Origin of the sequence: Paraflavitalea speifideaquila (genome assembly GCF_032395985.1) — a bacterium.
Lineage (GTDB): Bacteria > Bacteroidota > Bacteroidia > Chitinophagales > Chitinophagaceae > Paraflavitalea > Paraflavitalea speifideaquila.
The window spans coordinates 2,490,472-2,507,268 of sequence record NZ_CP135920.1 but is presented as its reverse complement, the minus strand read 5'-3'; the positions used below and the strand labels follow the sequence as shown (position 1 = coordinate 2,507,268).

At 46.7% G+C, this 16,797-nt stretch carries 24 protein-coding genes and 1 pseudogene; 7 read left to right on the top strand and 18 right to left on the bottom strand.

What is annotated here, in order from left to right:
* Positions 1 to 41: 41 nt before the first annotated feature.
* The 3 genes from RS881_RS17295 (at position 42) to RS881_RS17285 (ending at position 1,709) form a co-directional block, all read left to right on the top strand.
* Positions 42 to 206, top strand: a complete 165-nt coding sequence (locus RS881_RS17295; protein WP_315822216.1) for a hypothetical protein — start codon at positions 42 to 44, stop codon at positions 204 to 206.
* 115 nt (positions 207 to 321) lie between these two features.
* Complete coding sequence (locus RS881_RS17290; RefSeq protein WP_315822215.1) at positions 322 to 1,020, top strand: alpha-amylase family glycosyl hydrolase; 699 nt, start codon at positions 322 to 324, stop codon at positions 1,018 to 1,020.
* 206 nt (positions 1,021 to 1,226) lie between these two features.
* A complete protein-coding gene (locus tag RS881_RS17285; RefSeq protein ID WP_315822214.1) occupies positions 1,227 to 1,709 on the top strand; it encodes an alpha-amylase domain-containing protein in 483 nt (160 codons plus the stop codon).
* Between the two features lie 544 nt (positions 1,710 to 2,253).
* Here the strand turns inward: RS881_RS17285 and RS881_RS17280 are convergent.
* Positions 2,254 to 2,727, bottom strand: a complete 474-nt coding sequence (locus tag RS881_RS17280; protein ID WP_315822213.1) for a hypothetical protein — start codon at positions 2,725 to 2,727, stop codon at positions 2,254 to 2,256.
* Positions 2,728 to 3,057: 330 nt separating this feature from the next.
* Here RS881_RS17280 and RS881_RS17275 point away from each other — a divergent pair, with 330 nt between their 5' ends.
* Complete coding sequence (locus RS881_RS17275) at positions 3,058 to 3,264, top strand: response regulator (RefSeq protein ID WP_315822212.1); 207 nt, start codon at positions 3,058 to 3,060, stop codon at positions 3,262 to 3,264.
* Positions 3,236 to 3,487, top strand: coding sequence for a response regulator (locus RS881_RS17270; protein ID WP_315822211.1), 252 nt, complete (start codon positions 3,236 to 3,238; stop codon positions 3,485 to 3,487). The genes RS881_RS17275 and RS881_RS17270 overlap by 29 nt, the downstream gene beginning before the upstream one ends.
* A 123-nt stretch (positions 3,488 to 3,610) precedes the next feature.
* Here RS881_RS17270 and RS881_RS17265 read toward each other — a convergent pair whose 3' ends face one another.
* The 3 genes from RS881_RS17265 to RS881_RS17255 all read right to left on the bottom strand — a co-directional run bounded on the left by RS881_RS17265 (position 3,611) and on the right by RS881_RS17255 (position 4,484).
* Positions 3,611 to 3,868, bottom strand: a complete 258-nt coding sequence (locus tag RS881_RS17265) for a hypothetical protein (RefSeq protein WP_315822210.1) — start codon at positions 3,866 to 3,868, stop codon at positions 3,611 to 3,613.
* Between the two features lie 60 nt (positions 3,869 to 3,928).
* The gene (locus tag RS881_RS17260; protein ID WP_315822209.1) at positions 3,929 to 4,156 is read right to left on the bottom strand and encodes a hypothetical protein; all 228 of its coding nucleotides are present in this window, start codon (positions 4,154 to 4,156) and stop codon (positions 3,929 to 3,931) included.
* Between the two features lie 202 nt (positions 4,157 to 4,358).
* Entirely contained in the window at positions 4,359 to 4,484 is a 126-nt protein-coding gene (locus RS881_RS17255) for a YtxH domain-containing protein (RefSeq protein WP_315822208.1), read from the bottom strand.
* 153 nt (positions 4,485 to 4,637) lie between these two features.
* On the opposite strand from RS881_RS17255, the gene RS881_RS17250 reads away from it, so the two are divergent.
* Positions 4,638 to 4,976 carry a response regulator gene (locus tag RS881_RS17250; protein ID WP_315822207.1) on the top strand — a complete coding sequence of 113 codons (339 nt, stop codon included), beginning with the start codon at positions 4,638 to 4,640 and terminating at the stop codon, positions 4,974 to 4,976.
* Positions 4,977 to 5,130: 154 nt separating this feature from the next.
* Here RS881_RS17250 and RS881_RS17245 read toward each other — a convergent pair whose 3' ends face one another.
* From RS881_RS17245 to RS881_RS17205, 9 genes and pseudogenes are all read right to left on the bottom strand, one after another.
* Positions 5,131 to 6,045, bottom strand: a complete 915-nt coding sequence (locus RS881_RS17245) for a TonB-dependent receptor plug domain-containing protein (protein ID WP_315822206.1) — start codon at positions 6,043 to 6,045, stop codon at positions 5,131 to 5,133.
* Positions 5,958 to 7,418 carry a TonB-dependent receptor gene (locus RS881_RS17240; protein WP_315822205.1) on the bottom strand — a complete coding sequence of 487 codons (1,461 nt, stop codon included), beginning with the start codon at positions 7,416 to 7,418 and terminating at the stop codon, positions 5,958 to 5,960. The genes RS881_RS17245 and RS881_RS17240 overlap by 88 nt, the downstream gene beginning before the upstream one ends.
* Positions 7,419 to 7,696: 278 nt before the next feature.
* Positions 7,697 to 8,095, bottom strand: coding sequence for a hypothetical protein (locus RS881_RS17235; RefSeq protein WP_315822204.1), 399 nt, complete (start codon positions 8,093 to 8,095; stop codon positions 7,697 to 7,699).
* Positions 8,089 to 8,520, bottom strand: a complete 432-nt coding sequence (locus RS881_RS17230; RefSeq protein ID WP_315822203.1) for a hypothetical protein — start codon at positions 8,518 to 8,520, stop codon at positions 8,089 to 8,091. Before RS881_RS17230 ends, RS881_RS17235 begins: the two co-directional genes overlap by 7 nt.
* A 12-nt stretch (positions 8,521 to 8,532) precedes the next feature.
* Positions 8,533 to 8,997 carry a TlpA family protein disulfide reductase gene (locus tag RS881_RS17225; RefSeq protein WP_315824517.1) on the bottom strand — a complete coding sequence of 155 codons (465 nt, stop codon included), beginning with the start codon at positions 8,995 to 8,997 and terminating at the stop codon, positions 8,533 to 8,535.
* 36 nt (positions 8,998 to 9,033) lie between these two features.
* Complete coding sequence (locus tag RS881_RS17220) at positions 9,034 to 9,579, bottom strand: heavy-metal-associated domain-containing protein (RefSeq protein ID WP_315822202.1); 546 nt, start codon at positions 9,577 to 9,579, stop codon at positions 9,034 to 9,036.
* A gap of 21 nt (positions 9,580 to 9,600) precedes the next feature.
* Positions 9,601 to 9,885: a heavy-metal-associated domain-containing protein gene (locus RS881_RS17215; RefSeq protein WP_315822201.1), complete on the bottom strand. Its 285-nt coding sequence runs from the start codon at positions 9,883 to 9,885 to the stop codon at positions 9,601 to 9,603.
* Positions 9,886 to 10,164: 279 nt separating this feature from the next.
* Positions 10,165 to 10,531, bottom strand: a pseudogene (locus RS881_RS17210) (HYC_CC_PP family protein).
* 333 nt (positions 10,532 to 10,864) lie between these two features.
* A complete protein-coding gene (locus RS881_RS17205) occupies positions 10,865 to 11,356 on the bottom strand; it encodes a hypothetical protein (protein WP_315822199.1) in 492 nt (163 codons plus the stop codon).
* Positions 11,357 to 11,953: 597 nt separating this feature from the next.
* On the opposite strand from RS881_RS17205, the gene RS881_RS17200 reads away from it, so the two are divergent.
* The gene (locus RS881_RS17200; RefSeq protein ID WP_315822198.1) at positions 11,954 to 12,100 is read left to right on the top strand and encodes a hypothetical protein; all 147 of its coding nucleotides are present in this window, start codon (positions 11,954 to 11,956) and stop codon (positions 12,098 to 12,100) included.
* A gap of 159 nt (positions 12,101 to 12,259) precedes the next feature.
* Here RS881_RS17200 and RS881_RS17195 read toward each other — a convergent pair whose 3' ends face one another.
* The 5 genes from RS881_RS17195 to RS881_RS17175 form a co-directional block, all read right to left on the bottom strand.
* Positions 12,260 to 13,189 (bottom strand): putative porin, encoded by a 930-nt coding sequence (locus RS881_RS17195; protein WP_484557635.1) that lies wholly within the window; start codon positions 13,187 to 13,189, stop codon positions 12,260 to 12,262.
* Positions 13,190 to 13,242: 53 nt separating this feature from the next.
* On the bottom strand, positions 13,243 to 14,031 hold the full coding sequence (locus RS881_RS17190) for a putative porin (protein ID WP_315822197.1): 789 nt from the start codon (positions 14,029 to 14,031) through the stop codon (positions 13,243 to 13,245).
* 410 nt (positions 14,032 to 14,441) lie between these two features.
* Positions 14,442 to 15,263, bottom strand: coding sequence for a purine-nucleoside phosphorylase (locus RS881_RS17185; protein ID WP_315822196.1), 822 nt, complete (start codon positions 15,261 to 15,263; stop codon positions 14,442 to 14,444).
* A 175-nt stretch (positions 15,264 to 15,438) separates the two neighbouring features.
* The gene (locus RS881_RS17180) at positions 15,439 to 15,744 is read right to left on the bottom strand and encodes a hypothetical protein (RefSeq protein ID WP_315822195.1); all 306 of its coding nucleotides are present in this window, start codon (positions 15,742 to 15,744) and stop codon (positions 15,439 to 15,441) included.
* The gene (locus tag RS881_RS17175; RefSeq protein WP_315822194.1) at positions 15,738 to 16,280 is read right to left on the bottom strand and encodes a hypothetical protein; all 543 of its coding nucleotides are present in this window, start codon (positions 16,278 to 16,280) and stop codon (positions 15,738 to 15,740) included. The genes RS881_RS17180 and RS881_RS17175 overlap by 7 nt, the downstream gene beginning before the upstream one ends.
* Positions 16,281 to 16,797: the final 517 nt, after the last annotated feature.

The following is a 16,797-nucleotide window of genomic DNA, read 5'->3' as shown; positions in this document are numbered from 1 at the left end:
GCGCCCAGGAGCAGCATCCCTGTGCCTGGGAAGGACATGGATTGCAATTTGAAGCGGAAGAAGTGTATCGCTGCATCAGGCAGGGCAAACTATACAGCGATCAATTATGCCATTCCTTTAGCCTGGATGTAATGAACACCCTGGATACGATCCGGAAGCAGACGGGCATCACTTATCCGGCAGATAAACTTAAAACTACCATATGAACAACCCCATCATGTTTCAGTTTTTCATTGGGACTATCCCGATGATGGCAATTTATGGAACCATTGCAAGGAACAGGCTGCCTGGCTGTCCAGGCTGGGCATCACCCATATTTGGTTGCCCCCTGCTTATAAATCGGCCCGTGGCACCTGGGAGCCGGGTTATGCCGTCTATGATCTTTTCGACTTGGGCGAATTTGACCAGCAAGGTACTGTACGCACCCGCCATGGCACCAAACAACAGTACCTTGATTGCATTCAAGCCTTGCACGAACATCAATTACAAGTCATTGCCGACATTGTATTGAACCATAAACATGGGGCCGATGAAACTGAGAAGATGGGCGCCCGGGAAGTAAATACAGAAAACCGGAAAGAAATGGCGGATGAGATCATTGAAATTGAGGCCCATACCAAATTCACCTTCCCCGGAAGAAAGGGGCAGTATTCTGATTTTATATGGGACAAGGAGTCTTTCACCGGCGTTAGTGAAATGATAGACAATAAAGAAAGGATCTTCCTCATTCAGCACAAAATGGGTGATAACTGGGACCAGATGCTGGATGATGAGATGGGCAATTTTGATTACCTAATGGGGGCCGATATTGATTACCGGAATCCTTTTGTACGGGAAGAGGTGAAGAAATGGGGCGCCTGGTATGTGGAAACCACCCAAATAGATGGTTTCAGGCTGGATGCAGTAAAACATATCAATTACCGTTTATTCCAGGAATGGCTGCATTTCCTTAAGGACAAATTCAAAGGGATTTCTTCTGTGTGGCCGAATACTGGAGCAGCAAAAAGATTCGATCATTAATTATTACAACGCGCTGGGCAATCAATCCTTGATGTACGACGTGCCGTTGCATTTTAACTTTTTGAAGCAGCGAAGCAAAAGAACAAGTATGACCTGCGCAGTATCTTCGACAATACGGTGCTTAAATACCTGCCCGAAGGCAGTCTCACCTTTGTTGACAACCACGATAGCCAACCCGGCCAGTCCCTGGAATCATATGTGGATTATTGGTTCCAACCCTTGGCCTATGCCTTGGTCCTTTTAAGGGTAAGAGGGTTTCCCTGCGTTTTTTCCCGCATCTCTATGGCGCCAAATACGATATACAGCAAGGCGAAGAAAAGCTGCCTATTGAAATAGTGCCCGTTCCGGCATTGGAATACCTGCTGGCAGTACGCTCATTATTAGCCTATGGTGATGAATACGATTACTTTGACCATCCCAATACGGTAGGTTGGGTAAGGAAAGGATTGGAAGACAAGAACCTTTCCGGTTGTGCAGTGTTAGTAAGCAACGGAGAAGAAGGTGATAAGATGATGGAATTGGGAGACCAGTTTGCAAATAAAACCTTTATTGACATTACCGGCAACCGGCAGGATCAAATAACTGCCGATGAATATGGGCGGGCAACGTTCCGGGTAAATGGTGGTTCTGTTTCCGTATGGATACTGCAAGAAGCTACTGGGCTAGTGCAGGATCTGCTTAAGCATTAATTCATTTTTAATGTTTTTAATGATTGGTTAAGCAGGGTAAAATAGCACCAGTTCTGTGGATAGCCATACACAAAGATGCGAAAAGGAGCCTAAAAATACGGGCATTGATTTTTTGACAATTGTTAATTCAACAATTTCTACATGACAACTAAATATGCTGTTCAAAAGGGCATCGGCATCGCATCAAGCATTTTATTAAGATCCATGCGGAGCCGGTCAGCAAACAAGAACCGGCCCAAAATCAAAATAGCTTTCCCGCCATTCCGGATAACCCACTCCCTGTGAGTGAACCTGCAAAAAACAATTTCCCCTTATTCATGGAATTGGTGTACAAAGCCAAGGATTTTGACCCCTTGTGAATTATTTTGTTTGGTACTTACGCCTGTGGAATAGAGTACCTTTTCCTTTAAAGTGCAGTGTAAGCCACTAGCACTTTTTTATGTGCTGGGCTGGTCATCAAAAAACCCGGCAGTTGTTACTACCGGGTTCAAAACAACCAAATCAACGTCCGCCGCTAAAAAGATCAATAATCCCAGGGGTCACTTTACAGTGAATTGCCTTTCGGGATCTTCTTCTCTGTTTTCTCTGCATCTGGTATCGGTGAATCAATTTCAGGATCGGTTCGGTGAGTTGAATTACCGGCTTGCTCATCTACCGGCTCATCTTCCCATTTGTCTTGCTCTTCTGTATTGGTGATGTCATTTTCCTGGTTAGTAACCTTGGGATGCTCCTGTTGTTTACCACCGGGTCGTTTGGGGTTCTTCTCATCATAGCCACTATTGGCCGTTCCGGTTTGCGTATTGGAATTATTAGACAATCCCTCATCGAATGCTTTGCCTTTCTTAGGTTGCTGATCAGGATATTGATCCAATTCCTTGCCCTTCTTTTGCTGTTGATCAACTGGTGGTTGATGCTGTTGATGCTGGTCAGTATGCTGCGGAGGGGCCACCTTTTCCTGCTTACCTGCCAGTCCCTTTTTATCTTGGCCCGTCTTTGTTTTTGGATGGTGTATGCTCATAAAAAATATTTAATAATTAAACATTTATATTTCCAGTTCCTCACTGATCATGGGCTAAAAAACCATACCGTATTGAACAACCGGGCGCTGCGGGAAAACATTCCACAAGCCTTTGCTCATCATGGGCGGCATACTCTACAAGCGTCGCTGATTACCCCTAAACGGGGCCTGAATGCTACGGGAATTTATTGCCCCTGCTGCCAGGGACCCGGATCACCGTATTTTCCGAAAGGCCCCTTTCCACTTATAAATATTTAAGTAGGAATTTGTTGATTTTTAAGGGGTTAGAAGCGAGTTCTCTACATTTGCGTAAATTGTATCACCACCGCTATGCAGAAACTCTTTATCCTCATCGCAGAAGATGATGCAGATGACCGTTTTTTATTACAAACGGCCTTCGAGGAAAATGGCTTTACGGATACGCTTGAGTTTGTTGAGAATGGTATTGAACTAATCGATTACCTCTCCGGTATCATGCATAAAAACCCTGGACGTTCAATATCCGGGCTTGATCCTGCTGGACCTGAATATGCCTAAGAAAGACGGGCGTGAAGTGTTAAAAGAAATCAAACAACATCCGCAATTAAAGAAGATACCCGTCATCATTTTCACCACTACCAAAAATGAACATGAGATCAGGCGTTGTTATGAACTGGGCGCTAATACGTATGTAGTGAAACCGGTAAGTTTTGATGCCCTGGTACGCGTAATCCAGGAGATCAGAAGTTATTGGTTCAATACGGCTTCTATTCCTGCGTAGCCGTTTGATGCTTTTTAGGGGTATTCAGTTTTTGTATCAGTTTACTGATCAATGCACCGGCTGCCCCTGCCGCTACTTTAGTAGCGATATTGCGTACAAAAAAACTTCCCAGTATACCCGTTATCAGGCCACTCTTTTTGAATAACCTTTTTTCAGGAACAGATCAACGGCCAAACCGATACCCGATTTCAAGAGTGGGTTCTTAGCACCCATGGCAGTAATACCGCCCACGGCCGATAAGATGGTGCCCACTGGCGCCAGTTTTTCCCTCACCTCCCGGATCCTTCCATTCAATTCGGCTTTTTGTACAGCGAGCTGCTTACGCAGCCGCTCCTGTTCCTGCAACAGGTTATTGTATGATCTGATGGCCGGCTTATTCATATACTTTCCGGATAATGAAGTTCCTGAATCCTGTCATAAGTTTCTTACGGAATAACCATATCAGCAACATCGATAATAAAAAAGACCAGCTACCAGGAAATATCCTGCAATGGTGCTATTGAGTAATTGGCCCAGCCAGGTACCCAATGCCAACCCAATAAAGAGGACTACAAAAATACCGATGATAAAAATGGCCATAAAGGTTACTACTGATGAAGCTATTCCCGACACCTTGTCGGTAATGTTCAGCAGGGTAAGCTTATAATAAGTTTCAAGGAAATCCATCACATTATCGGCCAGGTTATCGCTGGTATCTGTATCTTTTACTTCTGCAAATTGTATGTCCTCTGTTTTTGCCGCATAGCTGGTCTTTTTTACTTATCCAAGGTTTTCTTTTACCCGGTTATACTTGTTACCGGCTTCGGATGCCAGGTCTTCCGCTTTTTCTTTTCCTGCAGCAAAGAGGTCCGACAAACTGCTGGCCCAATCATTACAATTGTTTTTGATCTTTTTTTCTTAGTTCGCTTCCTTTATCAGGTGCTACTAACATACCTATCACTACACCGGCTGCGGCAGCGCCTACGATCCCTAATAATACTTTTGTTGTTGTAGTCATTTTAAATAATTTTAAATGATGGAATGATCTTTATATTAGTAAAAGGATGCCGCCCGCAGCACAGCATGGAAGCGGGGAAAATAATCCACAGAACCTGAAGGCACTTTTTTTTCTTGTCCCTACGTTAGTTTACTAATCTATAATAATCTAGGATTGGCGAATAAAAAGAAGATATTGATCATTGATGATGAACCTGACCTTTGCCTGTTGATGACATCTTATTTTGTCAAAAAGAACTATGATGTACACAGTGCCGCTACCTTGCAGGCAGGGCTCAACCAAATGCAACAGATAATACCAGATATCCTCTTCCTGGACAATAACCTGCCCGATGGCATTGGCTGGAGCAAGGTGGAAAGTTTTCTGCACGTAAACCCTTCCCTGCGCTTATTCCTCATGAGCGGTTACCCTCCTACCTTCCCCAATATCCCTGGCTTCTCCTACGAAGTGTTGATCAAACCCATCTCCTTTGCTGACTTAGAGATCTTGTGACGGCAATCGTGAATCGGTTACCGGCAGTTGTAGATAAGCAGTCACCAATCGGCAACCATTTGCTTCGACTCCTCCCGATCTATGACATCCGGACTTTCGGTCTTTCCGACTTTCCGACTCTAAATTCTGAATTCTATATTCTGTATTTCCTCCCTTAATTCATCGTCCAACGTACACCCAAAAATCCACGCATCCCCTGATTGGGTGCGTATACATAGTTGGGATCAAAGGTTAACTTATAAGGGTTATCGGCTGTTGCCAATACTTTGCCCTGTGCATCATATTCCACTTGTTTATCAAAGGGATCCTGTGAACGGGCAATGAGGAAGGGCGCGTTCTTGGCCGGTGTCCAATTCAGCAGGTTCTTAATACCACCGTATATTTCTATCCCCTGTTTTAGCTTTTTGGTGAGCTGAATGTTCTGAATACTCCACACCGGCGATTTGGGGCTGCGTGGATCAAGGTCCGATAGCAAAGGCAATAACATGGGCCCGTAAATATTGCCTGTGTAATCAATTACCCAACCACCTGTATTAAATGTATACGACAATGACCAGGTGCCACTCCATTTTTCTGTGAGTAACTGTTGTTTGCGTTGTTTCTTGCCATTGTTATTTTTTTCAACAATCGTTACATCCTGCCTGGTTACCCCAATATGGCCGCGGAGGGCATTGGTAAAACCAAATTCGGCATTCATACTGGCGCCCTGTGAAATGGAGTAACCCGTCAGATTGCTATAGCGTATTTCATTGGGATTACTTTCATAATCGGGTAAGATGCGGTTGGAGAAGTGCGTATACCATACCGAAGCATCGATATTGACCCAGAACGCTGGCGTGTATATTTTCTTTACATAATTGAGGTTGACGTTGTAACTGCGCTCGGGTTTCAATTCCCCTTCAATCACCACTTGCCGGGCGCCGGTCAGTGCGGCATGGTCTTCTGTAAACAAGTTCACCACCCGGAAGCCCGTACCGGCATTCAGCCGAATGATATCGTTGGGTGTAAGGGAATATTTCCAGGCGACGCGGGGGTAAAGATATTGCCGTGTACGGGGTGATGATCCCACCGGGCGCCCAGCAATAATTTTTGTTGACTGGCCAGGGTAATTTCATCCTGGATCAGGAAGCCTGGCAAGGGCGTACTTTCGGGTTTATTGCGGTGGTTGAGCGAATCGTTGGTGGCCGGTGTATTGTCGTCATAATACGTATACCGGAATACCGCTCCCGCCAGCAGGTCATGCGCCCCCAGGGTTTTATCCCAGGTCAATTGTCCGAATGCTACCTGTTGGGAAGCATTGTAACGGGTGGTGCCGTATACCGATCGTTGGTTGTGGGTATTGAAGGAATAAGAGAACAGGAGTTTCTCTTGTACCGGCAATTGGTAATTGCCGATCAGTTCCAGTCGGGAGGTGTAGATACTTTCTGCATAGAGGCTATCTCCGCCCCGGAAACGTTTATTCCAGCGCATATCGCCGCCCCAGCGGTCTTCATATACATAACGCACCGCCATATTGGCTATACGGTTGTTATTGCGTTGAAAAGCATATTTATTGAAAAGAGAGATCCTGTTTTGAAGCGTTACATCAGTAAAGCCATCTTTATTCTTATCAAAGCGCCGGGTAAAGTTGAAATAATTAACACCCAGTAAAGCAGTGACCTTTTTAGCAGGACGGTATTTTACCGCCGCATCCACATTGTATTCATTCCAGGTGGTGGAAGAAAGGTCGATGGATACCAGGGGCGCTTTGGTAGGATTCTTCGTGATCACATTGATCAGTCCGCCAATGGCTTCCGATCCATAGAGGGAAGATGCAGGACCTTTCACCACTTCAATTCTTTCCACCAGCGAGTTGGGTATGCCCGATAATCCGTATACAGAAGAGAGGCTGCTGACAATGGGCATCCCATCGATCAGGATCATGGTATACGGCCCTTCCAATCCATTGATATGGATATCGCCCGTATTGCACACATTGCAATTCAATTGGGGCCTTACGCCATTGACCTGCTGCAAGGCATCGAAGATGGAAGGGGTGGGATTACGCCGGAAGAACTGGGGCGTATACACTTCTACAGGCACCGGGCTCGACATTTTATGAACGGCCTTCATGGTGCCGGTGATCACTACATCCGTCAATACCCCCGAACTGGTTTCCAATAATACCATCAGGGGTTTTGTTTGATCGCCTACCTGCAAGGTATCAGCTTTATACCCCACCATGGATACGATCAGCCATACAGGCAGGGTATCGTTCCGGCTAATGCTGAAACGACCGCCCCTGTCTGTTACTGCTTTCTGGTTGGACACCATAATGGTAGCGCCTGCCAATAGATCTCCGCTTGCCTTATCGCGCACCAGGCCACTGATGGTAGTAGCCTGCTGTGCCTGTAATACCATAACTGCTAAACAACATCCTGCCGTGTAAAACCATTTTTTCATGTCTGTACTTTTTGTCTTGTGTAACTTATATTTTAGGCTTGTCTAAATTATTGTTTAGTCAAATGTAATAATATTATTAGAATAAACAAAAGAGGGAGCTGATTATTGGTTATTGGTTATTAGTTGACTGGGGTGGTAGCTGAAGGGCATTCCAGGTAAAGTGTCGCAAAAGAGACTGCGCTTGTCTTTGCCCATAAAAAGCCGGTGCCTCCTGCCGGAAGCGCCGGTTACACCGCCGGAGGGTCCCGGCGAAAGTTGATGATCAACCCATTGCGGGTTTATGATTGCTTCTTTTTTAAAGCATTGAGGAACACATACTCAAAACTCAACTGCCAGCTTTTCTCTGCCATGCGGTGCATATCGCTGTTGAGTTGGAAACGGTGCCCCAGGTTGAGCTTGGCATTGCTGTTGAAAATGAGCTGAATGGCAGGCGCCAGGTCGAGGTAATACTGCTTGCGGTCGAGGGTTTGCTGTCCCAGCAGCTCTACATATACATTCAGGTTGGTTTGGCGGTAACTGGTATACTCCCGGGGCAATACCAGGTAGCCGGCCGAGAGGGTATAATTCAAGGCCTTCCAGGGATACGCATCCTGTATGTATTTGGGCTTTTTCGTCGTAACCTGGGCATAACTTACCGACGAAGAAAGCGCCAGTTTTTGCCATAGCTGGGTCACCACAATGCCCCCAACACACCACTCTGATCGCCATCCAATGCCACCTCCTCATAATAGGCGGGGTTCACACTATGGGTGGCTTCACCAAAAGCAGCTACTCTGAAATGCTGGTGCACATCATCGATCGACAAAAAGCGGTATTTGGCATACAATCGCACACTCTCCCACCGTATGTTGGAAGAATACATATCGGAAAAAGTACCCGCCACATGCACCATCCATTGTTTGTTAAGCCCCAGCATGATCTCGGGCGTATGCCGTTGCTCTACGCGGTCATTATGTATGCTCTTCAATAATTTGGTATTCCACTTGGCGCTGATGGATTTGGCTGGCATATTGGAAGCCGGTTCGGTATAGGGAAATAGCTCCTGGGCATAACCGGTTGCCGATACCAGCCCCAGCAACATCATTGTTAAGATCTGTTTCATAAGCGACCGGGTTTAAGGTAACAGGGATTTCAACAGCGCATGCAGCTCTGCTTCTGTTGGATCCACTGCCACCACCTTACCTTGTTTGTCGATCAGGAAGGCCGAAGGCAGTTGTTCAATATTCCAGGCTTTGGCTGTACGGCTTTCCCAGCCACCGGGTTCATTCACCTGTAACCAGGTGATCTTATCGGCAGCGGTGGCCTTTTTCCAGGCAGCTTTGTCTTCATCGAGACTAATGCCATAGAACTCAAATCCCTTGGGTTTGTAAGCTGCATACGCCGTACGCAGGGCTGGCATGGCCTTGCGGCAAGGACCACACCAGGAAGCCCAGAAGTCGATCAACACTACTTTCCCTTTGAGGCTGGAAAGTTTTACCACCTTGCCTTGTGCATTGGGGATGGAAATATCAGGGACCTTGTCGCCTTTTTTTTGGGTTGTGCCTGGGTGGTAGCTACTACCAACAAGAGGCTCAAACAGGCGAGCAATATTTGTTTCATAAATAGACTATTTTGTTTAGATGGTTACATGATAAATGCGGCTATCGGCAGCAATACCTTCTTTGGTACAACAGTTTTGCGCGCGGCCGGTTTTAATACAAGCCATGCTGGTAGCAGCGCTGTACTTCTTGTATTCTTTGGTGCTCACAAAATCTTTGTCCACCAGGGTAATGGATCTTTCCCCTTGCAAGGTTTGCTTATTGATGTTGAGGAAATGAAAGGTTTTACCATCTATTTGTACATGGGCATCATTTTCAACTGTTACTTTATCAAATATACCCACCACCTTTAGTTTGGCCACTGAAAAACCAGCATCTTCCACGGCTTTCCTGATCACATCAAAATCAACGGGTATCCCTTCTTTAAAATTTACCTGGAATGAAGAAGTTTTGATATCCACTTTCACATCCTGTATAAAGGGCACCTGTTCCAGGGCTTTGTTAATGGCCTTGGTACACATGGCGCAGGTAAGACCCGCAGCCTGCAGATTGGCGCTTTTAAATTGTGCCTGGCCAGCCATACCCACCATGACTACCAGCAGCACGAGGATCGTCTTTTTCATATCATACATGCTTTAAGGTGATTAATGATGGTTGGCAGGTTCGTTTTTATCGGCATTGGCAGCAACAGCCTTGCGATCATACTTGCAGCACTCATGCAGCTTGTCATAAGCGGCATTATCAGCCGTCAGGTCGCGGGTATCATACCCTGCAGCGGCAACAGCCTGTTGTATTTTCTGTGTGCTGGTCTTCGTGGTATTATAGCTAACTGTCAACATTTTGCTGTCGGTATTCCAGCTGGCCGTAGTAGCGCCGGAATCTTTGGCGGCCTTTTCAATGATCTTTTGCACATGCCGCACTCGCCCCATACTTTCAGGGTTTCTTTTTCTGTGCGGCGTCAGTCTTTTTCTGTGCACTGGCTGTGATGGCAGAGAATAATACGAATGCTAAGGAGAGAACAATATGTTGCGTTTTCATGATATTTAATTGTAAGTAGTGAATTGAAATGCATCTGCAGTCGGCAATCGTGAATAATGTTGTTTAGTTAAGCTGGTCGCTCTATTAAGGTGCGTCAGTCTGCCGCCCGGCTGATGCAGCAGGGTGGCCCACCTTTGTAACCAGGCACAATTTTCTTAACTAATCGACATTCATTCGGGATTCTTCAAATCAGATCCTGAAAACGCAATTAAGGAGGTAAACGTTGTTAAGATGGATATCCGGCGGGGATGGTATTGAAGTGCCAGGTATTGATCTTCCCCGGCAACCGGTAATTGAAAAGTAGATAGTGGTGCAGGTGCTTCAGCAGGTAATGCCAGAAAGGCCACCTGTGCTTGTGCCAGGCGATGTTCGTCCTGCAGCTTTACCAGTTTGTATTCGGTATGGCAACAGCCTTTTTTTAGTGGCCGACATACCACATTTGCCACACTGGGCATGATCATCATACCCATATTCCACAGAGGCAACACGCCCCATGCAATAATGTATATTCACCACCACACCACTGGCAATGGTCATATACAAAACGGCTAATATGGCTATGAGGGCCCTTTTCATCCTGACTACAAATGTAATTTGAAATTCTAATGATTAGAAGTCAGGGGCTTACTGCGCTTGTTAAAATCGCTGGAATGGGTTATTAATAATTGATTATTATGTGTATCTAAAGAAATAGCCCGCTCCTTATGCATAATGCCGGGAACGGGCCATTAATTTATTACGAACCGGTTACGGAAGCACTGCCCTCACAAAGCCAGAAGCTTTGAAATATACGTCACCAGCCAGAGGCTGGCGACTGAGAGGGGCTGGCGACTGTGAGACTGTGAATGCTGTATGCTGTCTTCTCTCCCCCTACTTCGTCAGGTGGTAATTGATATAAACGGTTTTGCCTTCAAAGCTGATATCATCTTGCAATACCATGTCATTGGCAGTTACGGATTTAACAGTCAGTTTATACCCATCGGTAATCCTGGCGGGTTTTGCACCACCGGGCATTTTTTTAAACATAAAAGTGGGCATTCCATTTTCTGTTGCTACACCCCAAAAAATAGTCCTTTCGCCGGCATTACAATCAGCTCCGCCGGGTAGTGTGTAGCTGCCATTGCCACTGGCTACCAGGTTCCACTGGCTGCCAATAAAACAGGTATAAGGTGCATCATCAAATACGGTGACCTTCACCTTACCGGTCACGCCTTCCATATTGACATCCTGCACCGTCCAGTTGCCGCTGATTTTTACGTTTTTGCCGCCATCGGGATTGGCTACCCTGCTGGTAGAGCAGGCGCCCATTAGCAAAAGAACAAACGATAATGCTGTAACGGATAGAATCTCTTTGTTTTTCATATTTATCATTTTTCGTAAGTGAAGTTACCTATCTCTCTGCAAATACTGCTCCAAAAGCAATGACTGCCAGGTGTTAATGCCTAAGCGGCAGGTCCCGGGATCATTCCGCAATGATAACAATTCATTTCCTATTTTCTGCATGTTGTACCATCCGGGGTTTCATCCATTGTATGTTGCAGCTACATTCACTTCCAATTTATATGCCATGGAAAAAGAGTATTTGAAAACCCGATCATCAAGGACAAAGTAACGCTGGTCAAAAGCAGTCAGGAAACCAATGGAGCTTATACGCTGGTGGAAGTTGAATTGGAGGCGGGGGCGGTAATAACCTGCATTACCATACCAGTTTTACGGAAGAGTTTACGGCCATTGAGGGGTACTGAGCATCGGCTTTAAAAATAGGCAGCTGCACCTAAAGCCAGGAGAGAAAGCGGTAGCCTCCATCAACCAGGTACACCGTTTTTACAATGCCGGCACTACACCCATCCGTTTTGAAGTAAAGCTGGTACCCGGCTTCGTCAACTTTGAAAAGGGGGTGGCCATCGGTTATGGGCTTGCCAGTGATGGCCTGACGAATAAGAAAGGGATCCCTAAAAGATGGACCACCTGGCGGTGATCCTGGACCTCACGAATACGCGGTTAACAGGTTTTATCGTACTGATCCAATATTTCCTGTTGCGCCGCGCTAAAAGGCCCGGCAGAAAGGGGTATTGGAATGGTTGGAAAACAGGTATTGGAAGATGAAGGCTTAGATGAAAAGCTGAGAGGTTGAAAAGTTAAAAGGGAAAGCTGGCAATCCGCTGCGAGGAGCAGCCAGGAAGGCAAGTGATACAGGGTGCACCTGTACGAAACAAACATGGCAGCTCAAATAATTCCTTGATGCCCCGGCGCCTCATTGCCTTTCTAATTCACAAAACTCCAGAAGATACCTACACGTATCTGTAGACCAGGATAGGGATAATTGATGGTTGGAATACTGTTTTTGCTAAATCCTCCCTTCGACAAATTGAACGTATTGAGGTTCTCGGCACGTATATAGGCATTGAAGCTCTTAATGCGGAAATGCATATAACCGCTCAATTCGGGTACGCTCAAACTAACCTTCAGTGAATCCTGGTAATAATACTGTCCCAGTAAGGGTGAATAAGCCGGAGCTTTATAGGAGCTGAAGTACCTGCCTTCGAGGCCAAAGCTGATGTTGAGGTTCTTAAACCCAAGGTTACCATCATACCCAATGGTATTGCGGGTAGTGAACAAAGGCACATTCACGGGGCCATCGCCTGCACGTTGTTGGAGTATGATCCATGTTTTCCAGTTCCATCCTCTTTTTCCCAAAGGGAAAACTTTTTCGGCCGTTACGCGCAGCAGGTTAAACAAGGAAGAAGCCTGATCAGGCTGCAACTTCGACTTGAAATAGGTCAGGTTGGTCACCAGGTAATAAGAACCCGATAACCTAGCGCGATACCTGGGCATATCAAGGGAAGCAAATATATTGGTGATGTTTTCCTTACTAAATGTTAGGGGTGTAGCTGCCGGCAGGTAAAAGCTGCTGGCCTGGTTATACACGAAGGAGGGGGTACGATTGGTATTCTGAAAACCCGCCCGCAGGTAGCCGATGCGCTGACTGATGAAACGCTGCAAACTCACCAGGGCATCATAATCGCCGGCATTCATTCCATTTACATAAAAACGCCCACTGGCCTCTATATCCCATTTTTTATTGCGGGTTCTGTTGCGGTATTCGCCGTGCAAAAAGAAGTTATGGTCCTTGGTAGTAACCCTGCCCGAATCGAACTTGCCATTGAGCATTTGTAAAGCGGCACCCACTTTAATAAACTGTTGGGCATTCTTAGCATCGGGAAACTGGTAGATGGAGAAATCATTGGTCAGGTCGGTCCAGTAGTCCTGTATAAAAACGTATCGCGTGGCAGGCGTATATCGATGCCATAATTATTCATGTAATAGAGGCTATCAACCACCTGTTTGTCTTTGAACCGGTATTTATAAGTGCTGTAGCTGATGGTATGCTCCAACCGCAGGCGGGGATAAAAAAGTGGAATGACGGTAGAATCTGTTACGATGGAATCTTTTTGCCCCAGGTCATACTGCTGCCGCATGAGGTAGGTGGCATTGGTAAAAAAGGTACCGGTGCCAATATTGGTTTCGAAGAAATTACGCGTGTTAAGTGGAGCCACGCCCAATTGAGAAGGAATAGACGCCCTGTCATCATAACCGGTACTGTCCAAATAGTTCTTGCTCTTGATCCCTCCACTCTCCCCCGATTGCAACTTATTACCCACGAGTACCACAAAATTCTGATAACGCTTATTGGGCGATTGGTACCAGGAGGTGAAACGATAGCTGTTGTGGTTGGTATTGCCATTTTGGAACAAACCCGGCGAATTGATGAGGCGGTATTGAATGCCGAGGTTCCAATTGGGTTTTACATTCTGGGTATGTACCAGGTTGATCATTTGTTCGGCCCGGGAGCCCAATAAATAGTTCAGTTCGGAATAGGGCCTGGTAGTATTGTAGAAACGGCTTTCGGCCACGGTAAAATTGTAATTGTCGTAGGCATGGAAGCCATGGTCCCAACCCGATTGCATGATGGGGGTGAACAACAGGCTACGGGAAGCATTGCCGAAATTGCCCAGGTGGACATTGTACCAGGGCATGGGCACTTTTTGGTAAAATCGTAAATGGTGGAATCAAAACCACGCAGGCGGCTTGAATCCAGGAAACGGAAGTGGATGGTAATGGAATCTTCCAGACCGGTACGGTGGGCCACAGAATCGCCGCCCTTACCTCCCCCACTGCCCAGGGCGCCGCCCATACCTCTAATACGGTCCATAGCGCCACGCTGGGCGGATGCTGTATTCACAAAGCCGGCCGATAACAGGACTATTCCAAAAAGTATATAAAAGATCCTCACCACTTGTGCCTTATAATTTGGGAAACAAATTAGTAATTAATACCGGCCTGCCGGTTATACAAAAGTTAATCTTACTGAAAATCAAGCTATGAACAAGCAGCTACGAGCTTTGAGCAGCGAGCTGCGAGCCAATACAGCCCGAGTTCAAGAACATTATAGCTCATTCACCAGTTGCTTAAAAATAGCCGAGAGCTTAGGCTCCGCTGCTGCGGCAGCTTCCAATACTTCGGCATGGGTGATCACATTCTCTTCATCGCGTATACCCAGGTCGGTAATGATGCTGATGGCTACCACGGGCAACCCCATGTGCACAGCAATGATCACCTCCTGTACGGTACTCATGCCCACGGCATCACCGCCCAATAGGTGGATCATCTTGTATTCGGACCGGGTTTCAAAAGTAGGTCCGGTTACGCCAAAATAAACGCCCTCTTGCAACGGTAATTGTAAGGAAGCAGCAATGGCTTTGGCTTTCTTTTGGAGCTCTTTGCTATAAGGTTCGCTCATATCCGGAAAACGGGGACCCAAATCGCCATAATTCTTACCCAACAAGGGATTCACAATGGCCAGGCTGATATGATCGGTGATCAGCATCAGGTCGCCCACTTTAAACGTTGGATTCACGCCTCCGGCCGCATTGGAAACCAGCAGTTGCTGAATACCCAGGAACTTCATGGCCCGGATGGGATAGGTCACCTGCCCGGGCGTATACCCTTCGTAGAAATGAAAACGGCCAGCCATGGCTACGATCTTCCTGCCCGCCAGTTCGCCCAGGATGAGCTTACCGGAATGGCCTTCTACGGTAGATACGGGAAAATGGGGTATGTCGGAATAGGGTATTTCTTTCTCCACCTTCATCTCGCTGGCAAAATTGCCCAGCCCGCTGCCCAATACAATACCGGCCTGAGGGGTATGGGGATAAAGCTGGCGGATATAGGCGGTGGTTTCCTGTAACTGTTGGATCAAATCAATCATAGTACGTATTTAACCTATGTACCGTTTTTGAACGGAAGGCAGCAAAGATAATTGGAAAAGGAGAATACAGGAGACAGAATACAGAAGACAGAAGAAATACAGGAATTGAGAAGTCGGAAAGTCCGTAAGTCGGAAAAGTCCGAAAGCCTGCAACACCGAAAGGACAGAAGATATTCTAACGGACTTCCGAACCTTCGGTCTTCCGGACTGTATCCCATTCATATTTATAAAAGTCGCAATTGTCTTCATCACACAAAAGGCCCTTTAGCAAGGGGTTCTTCAATACCGCCTCATAATCCATCCAGCGGCCGTCTACTTTGATCTTGCGGTACACCAGGCGGATGCCATGGCTGTAATCAACGTACCAGTCCACATGGCCCGTATAGAGCGGCTGAATGGCCTGGCCATTCAGTTGGTGCCAACCATAGATGGCTACGCGGTGGGGCTTGGGATCGCGGGTTACTTTGCCAGAGATCACCACATCTTTTTAACCCCGGCAATGAGGCCCCGGCGCTGCTTGCGCTGGCCTTCGATCATGAGGTGGTGGTACCAGAACATAAGGGCGCTATCGCGGTACTGGAACAAGGGCATGGGCTCCAGCTTTACCTGGGATTGCTGGTAGATATCGTTCACCATTTTACGGGTGGGCAGGAAACAGGTAAGCCCATCGGCAATTTGCTGGGCGGCCATGGGTGTCAGGGGAATGCGGGCAAAATCGGCATTGCTGCCAATGGACAGGTAATCGGGCGACACATAATACTGGGCCGTATGGGCGATGCCCAGGGAATCGGTCATGACGGTTTGGATGCGCACAAAATATTTGAGAAAGGGCGGGATATTGCCCGACAGCACCTCCCGTATGGCCAGGCGCTCCCGCTCTTCGCGGCTAAGGGGTATCACCTGCTTGTAAAAGGTGCTGCCATTGATGGCTTCCACCGGGCGGGCAGGGATCACAATGTATTGATTGCTACGGCAGGCAGCGAGGAAATAAATCAGTATAATGAGTAATCTGGACATAATGGGTGTTGCAGGTATGAAGGTAAATATTGAAGTCGGAAAGTCCGAAAGACCGGAAGTCCGTTATAATATCTTCCGCACTTTCGGTCTTGCAGGCTTTCGGACTTTTCCGATTTACGGTCTTTCCGTCTTCGCCATTCCTGTATTTCTTCTATATGCTGAATTCTATCCGCTGCATTCCCTGCCTTTTTCGTACATTGTATCCTATAAATAAAGTCCATTATTTCATGACCGGGAACTACGATTTTATTATCCGCATTTCGATCAAACCCTTGCCGGTATTGAGTTTACCAATCAAAACCATTACAAACCAGCGTCCTGCCTGCATTTGACCCCTCCAGCCTTACTATTGCTTTACTGTTCCTTTACTGTTGCTTTACTGCTGACCTGGACCTGACCAGGGAGAACCCAGGACTTACCCAGGAAGTACTATGGCAGTGATGGGGCGTGTACCATAGGGTGATCCGGGAATGATATGGAAAACAGCCGGACCTACCCATCTGGCGGAAGTTCTCTC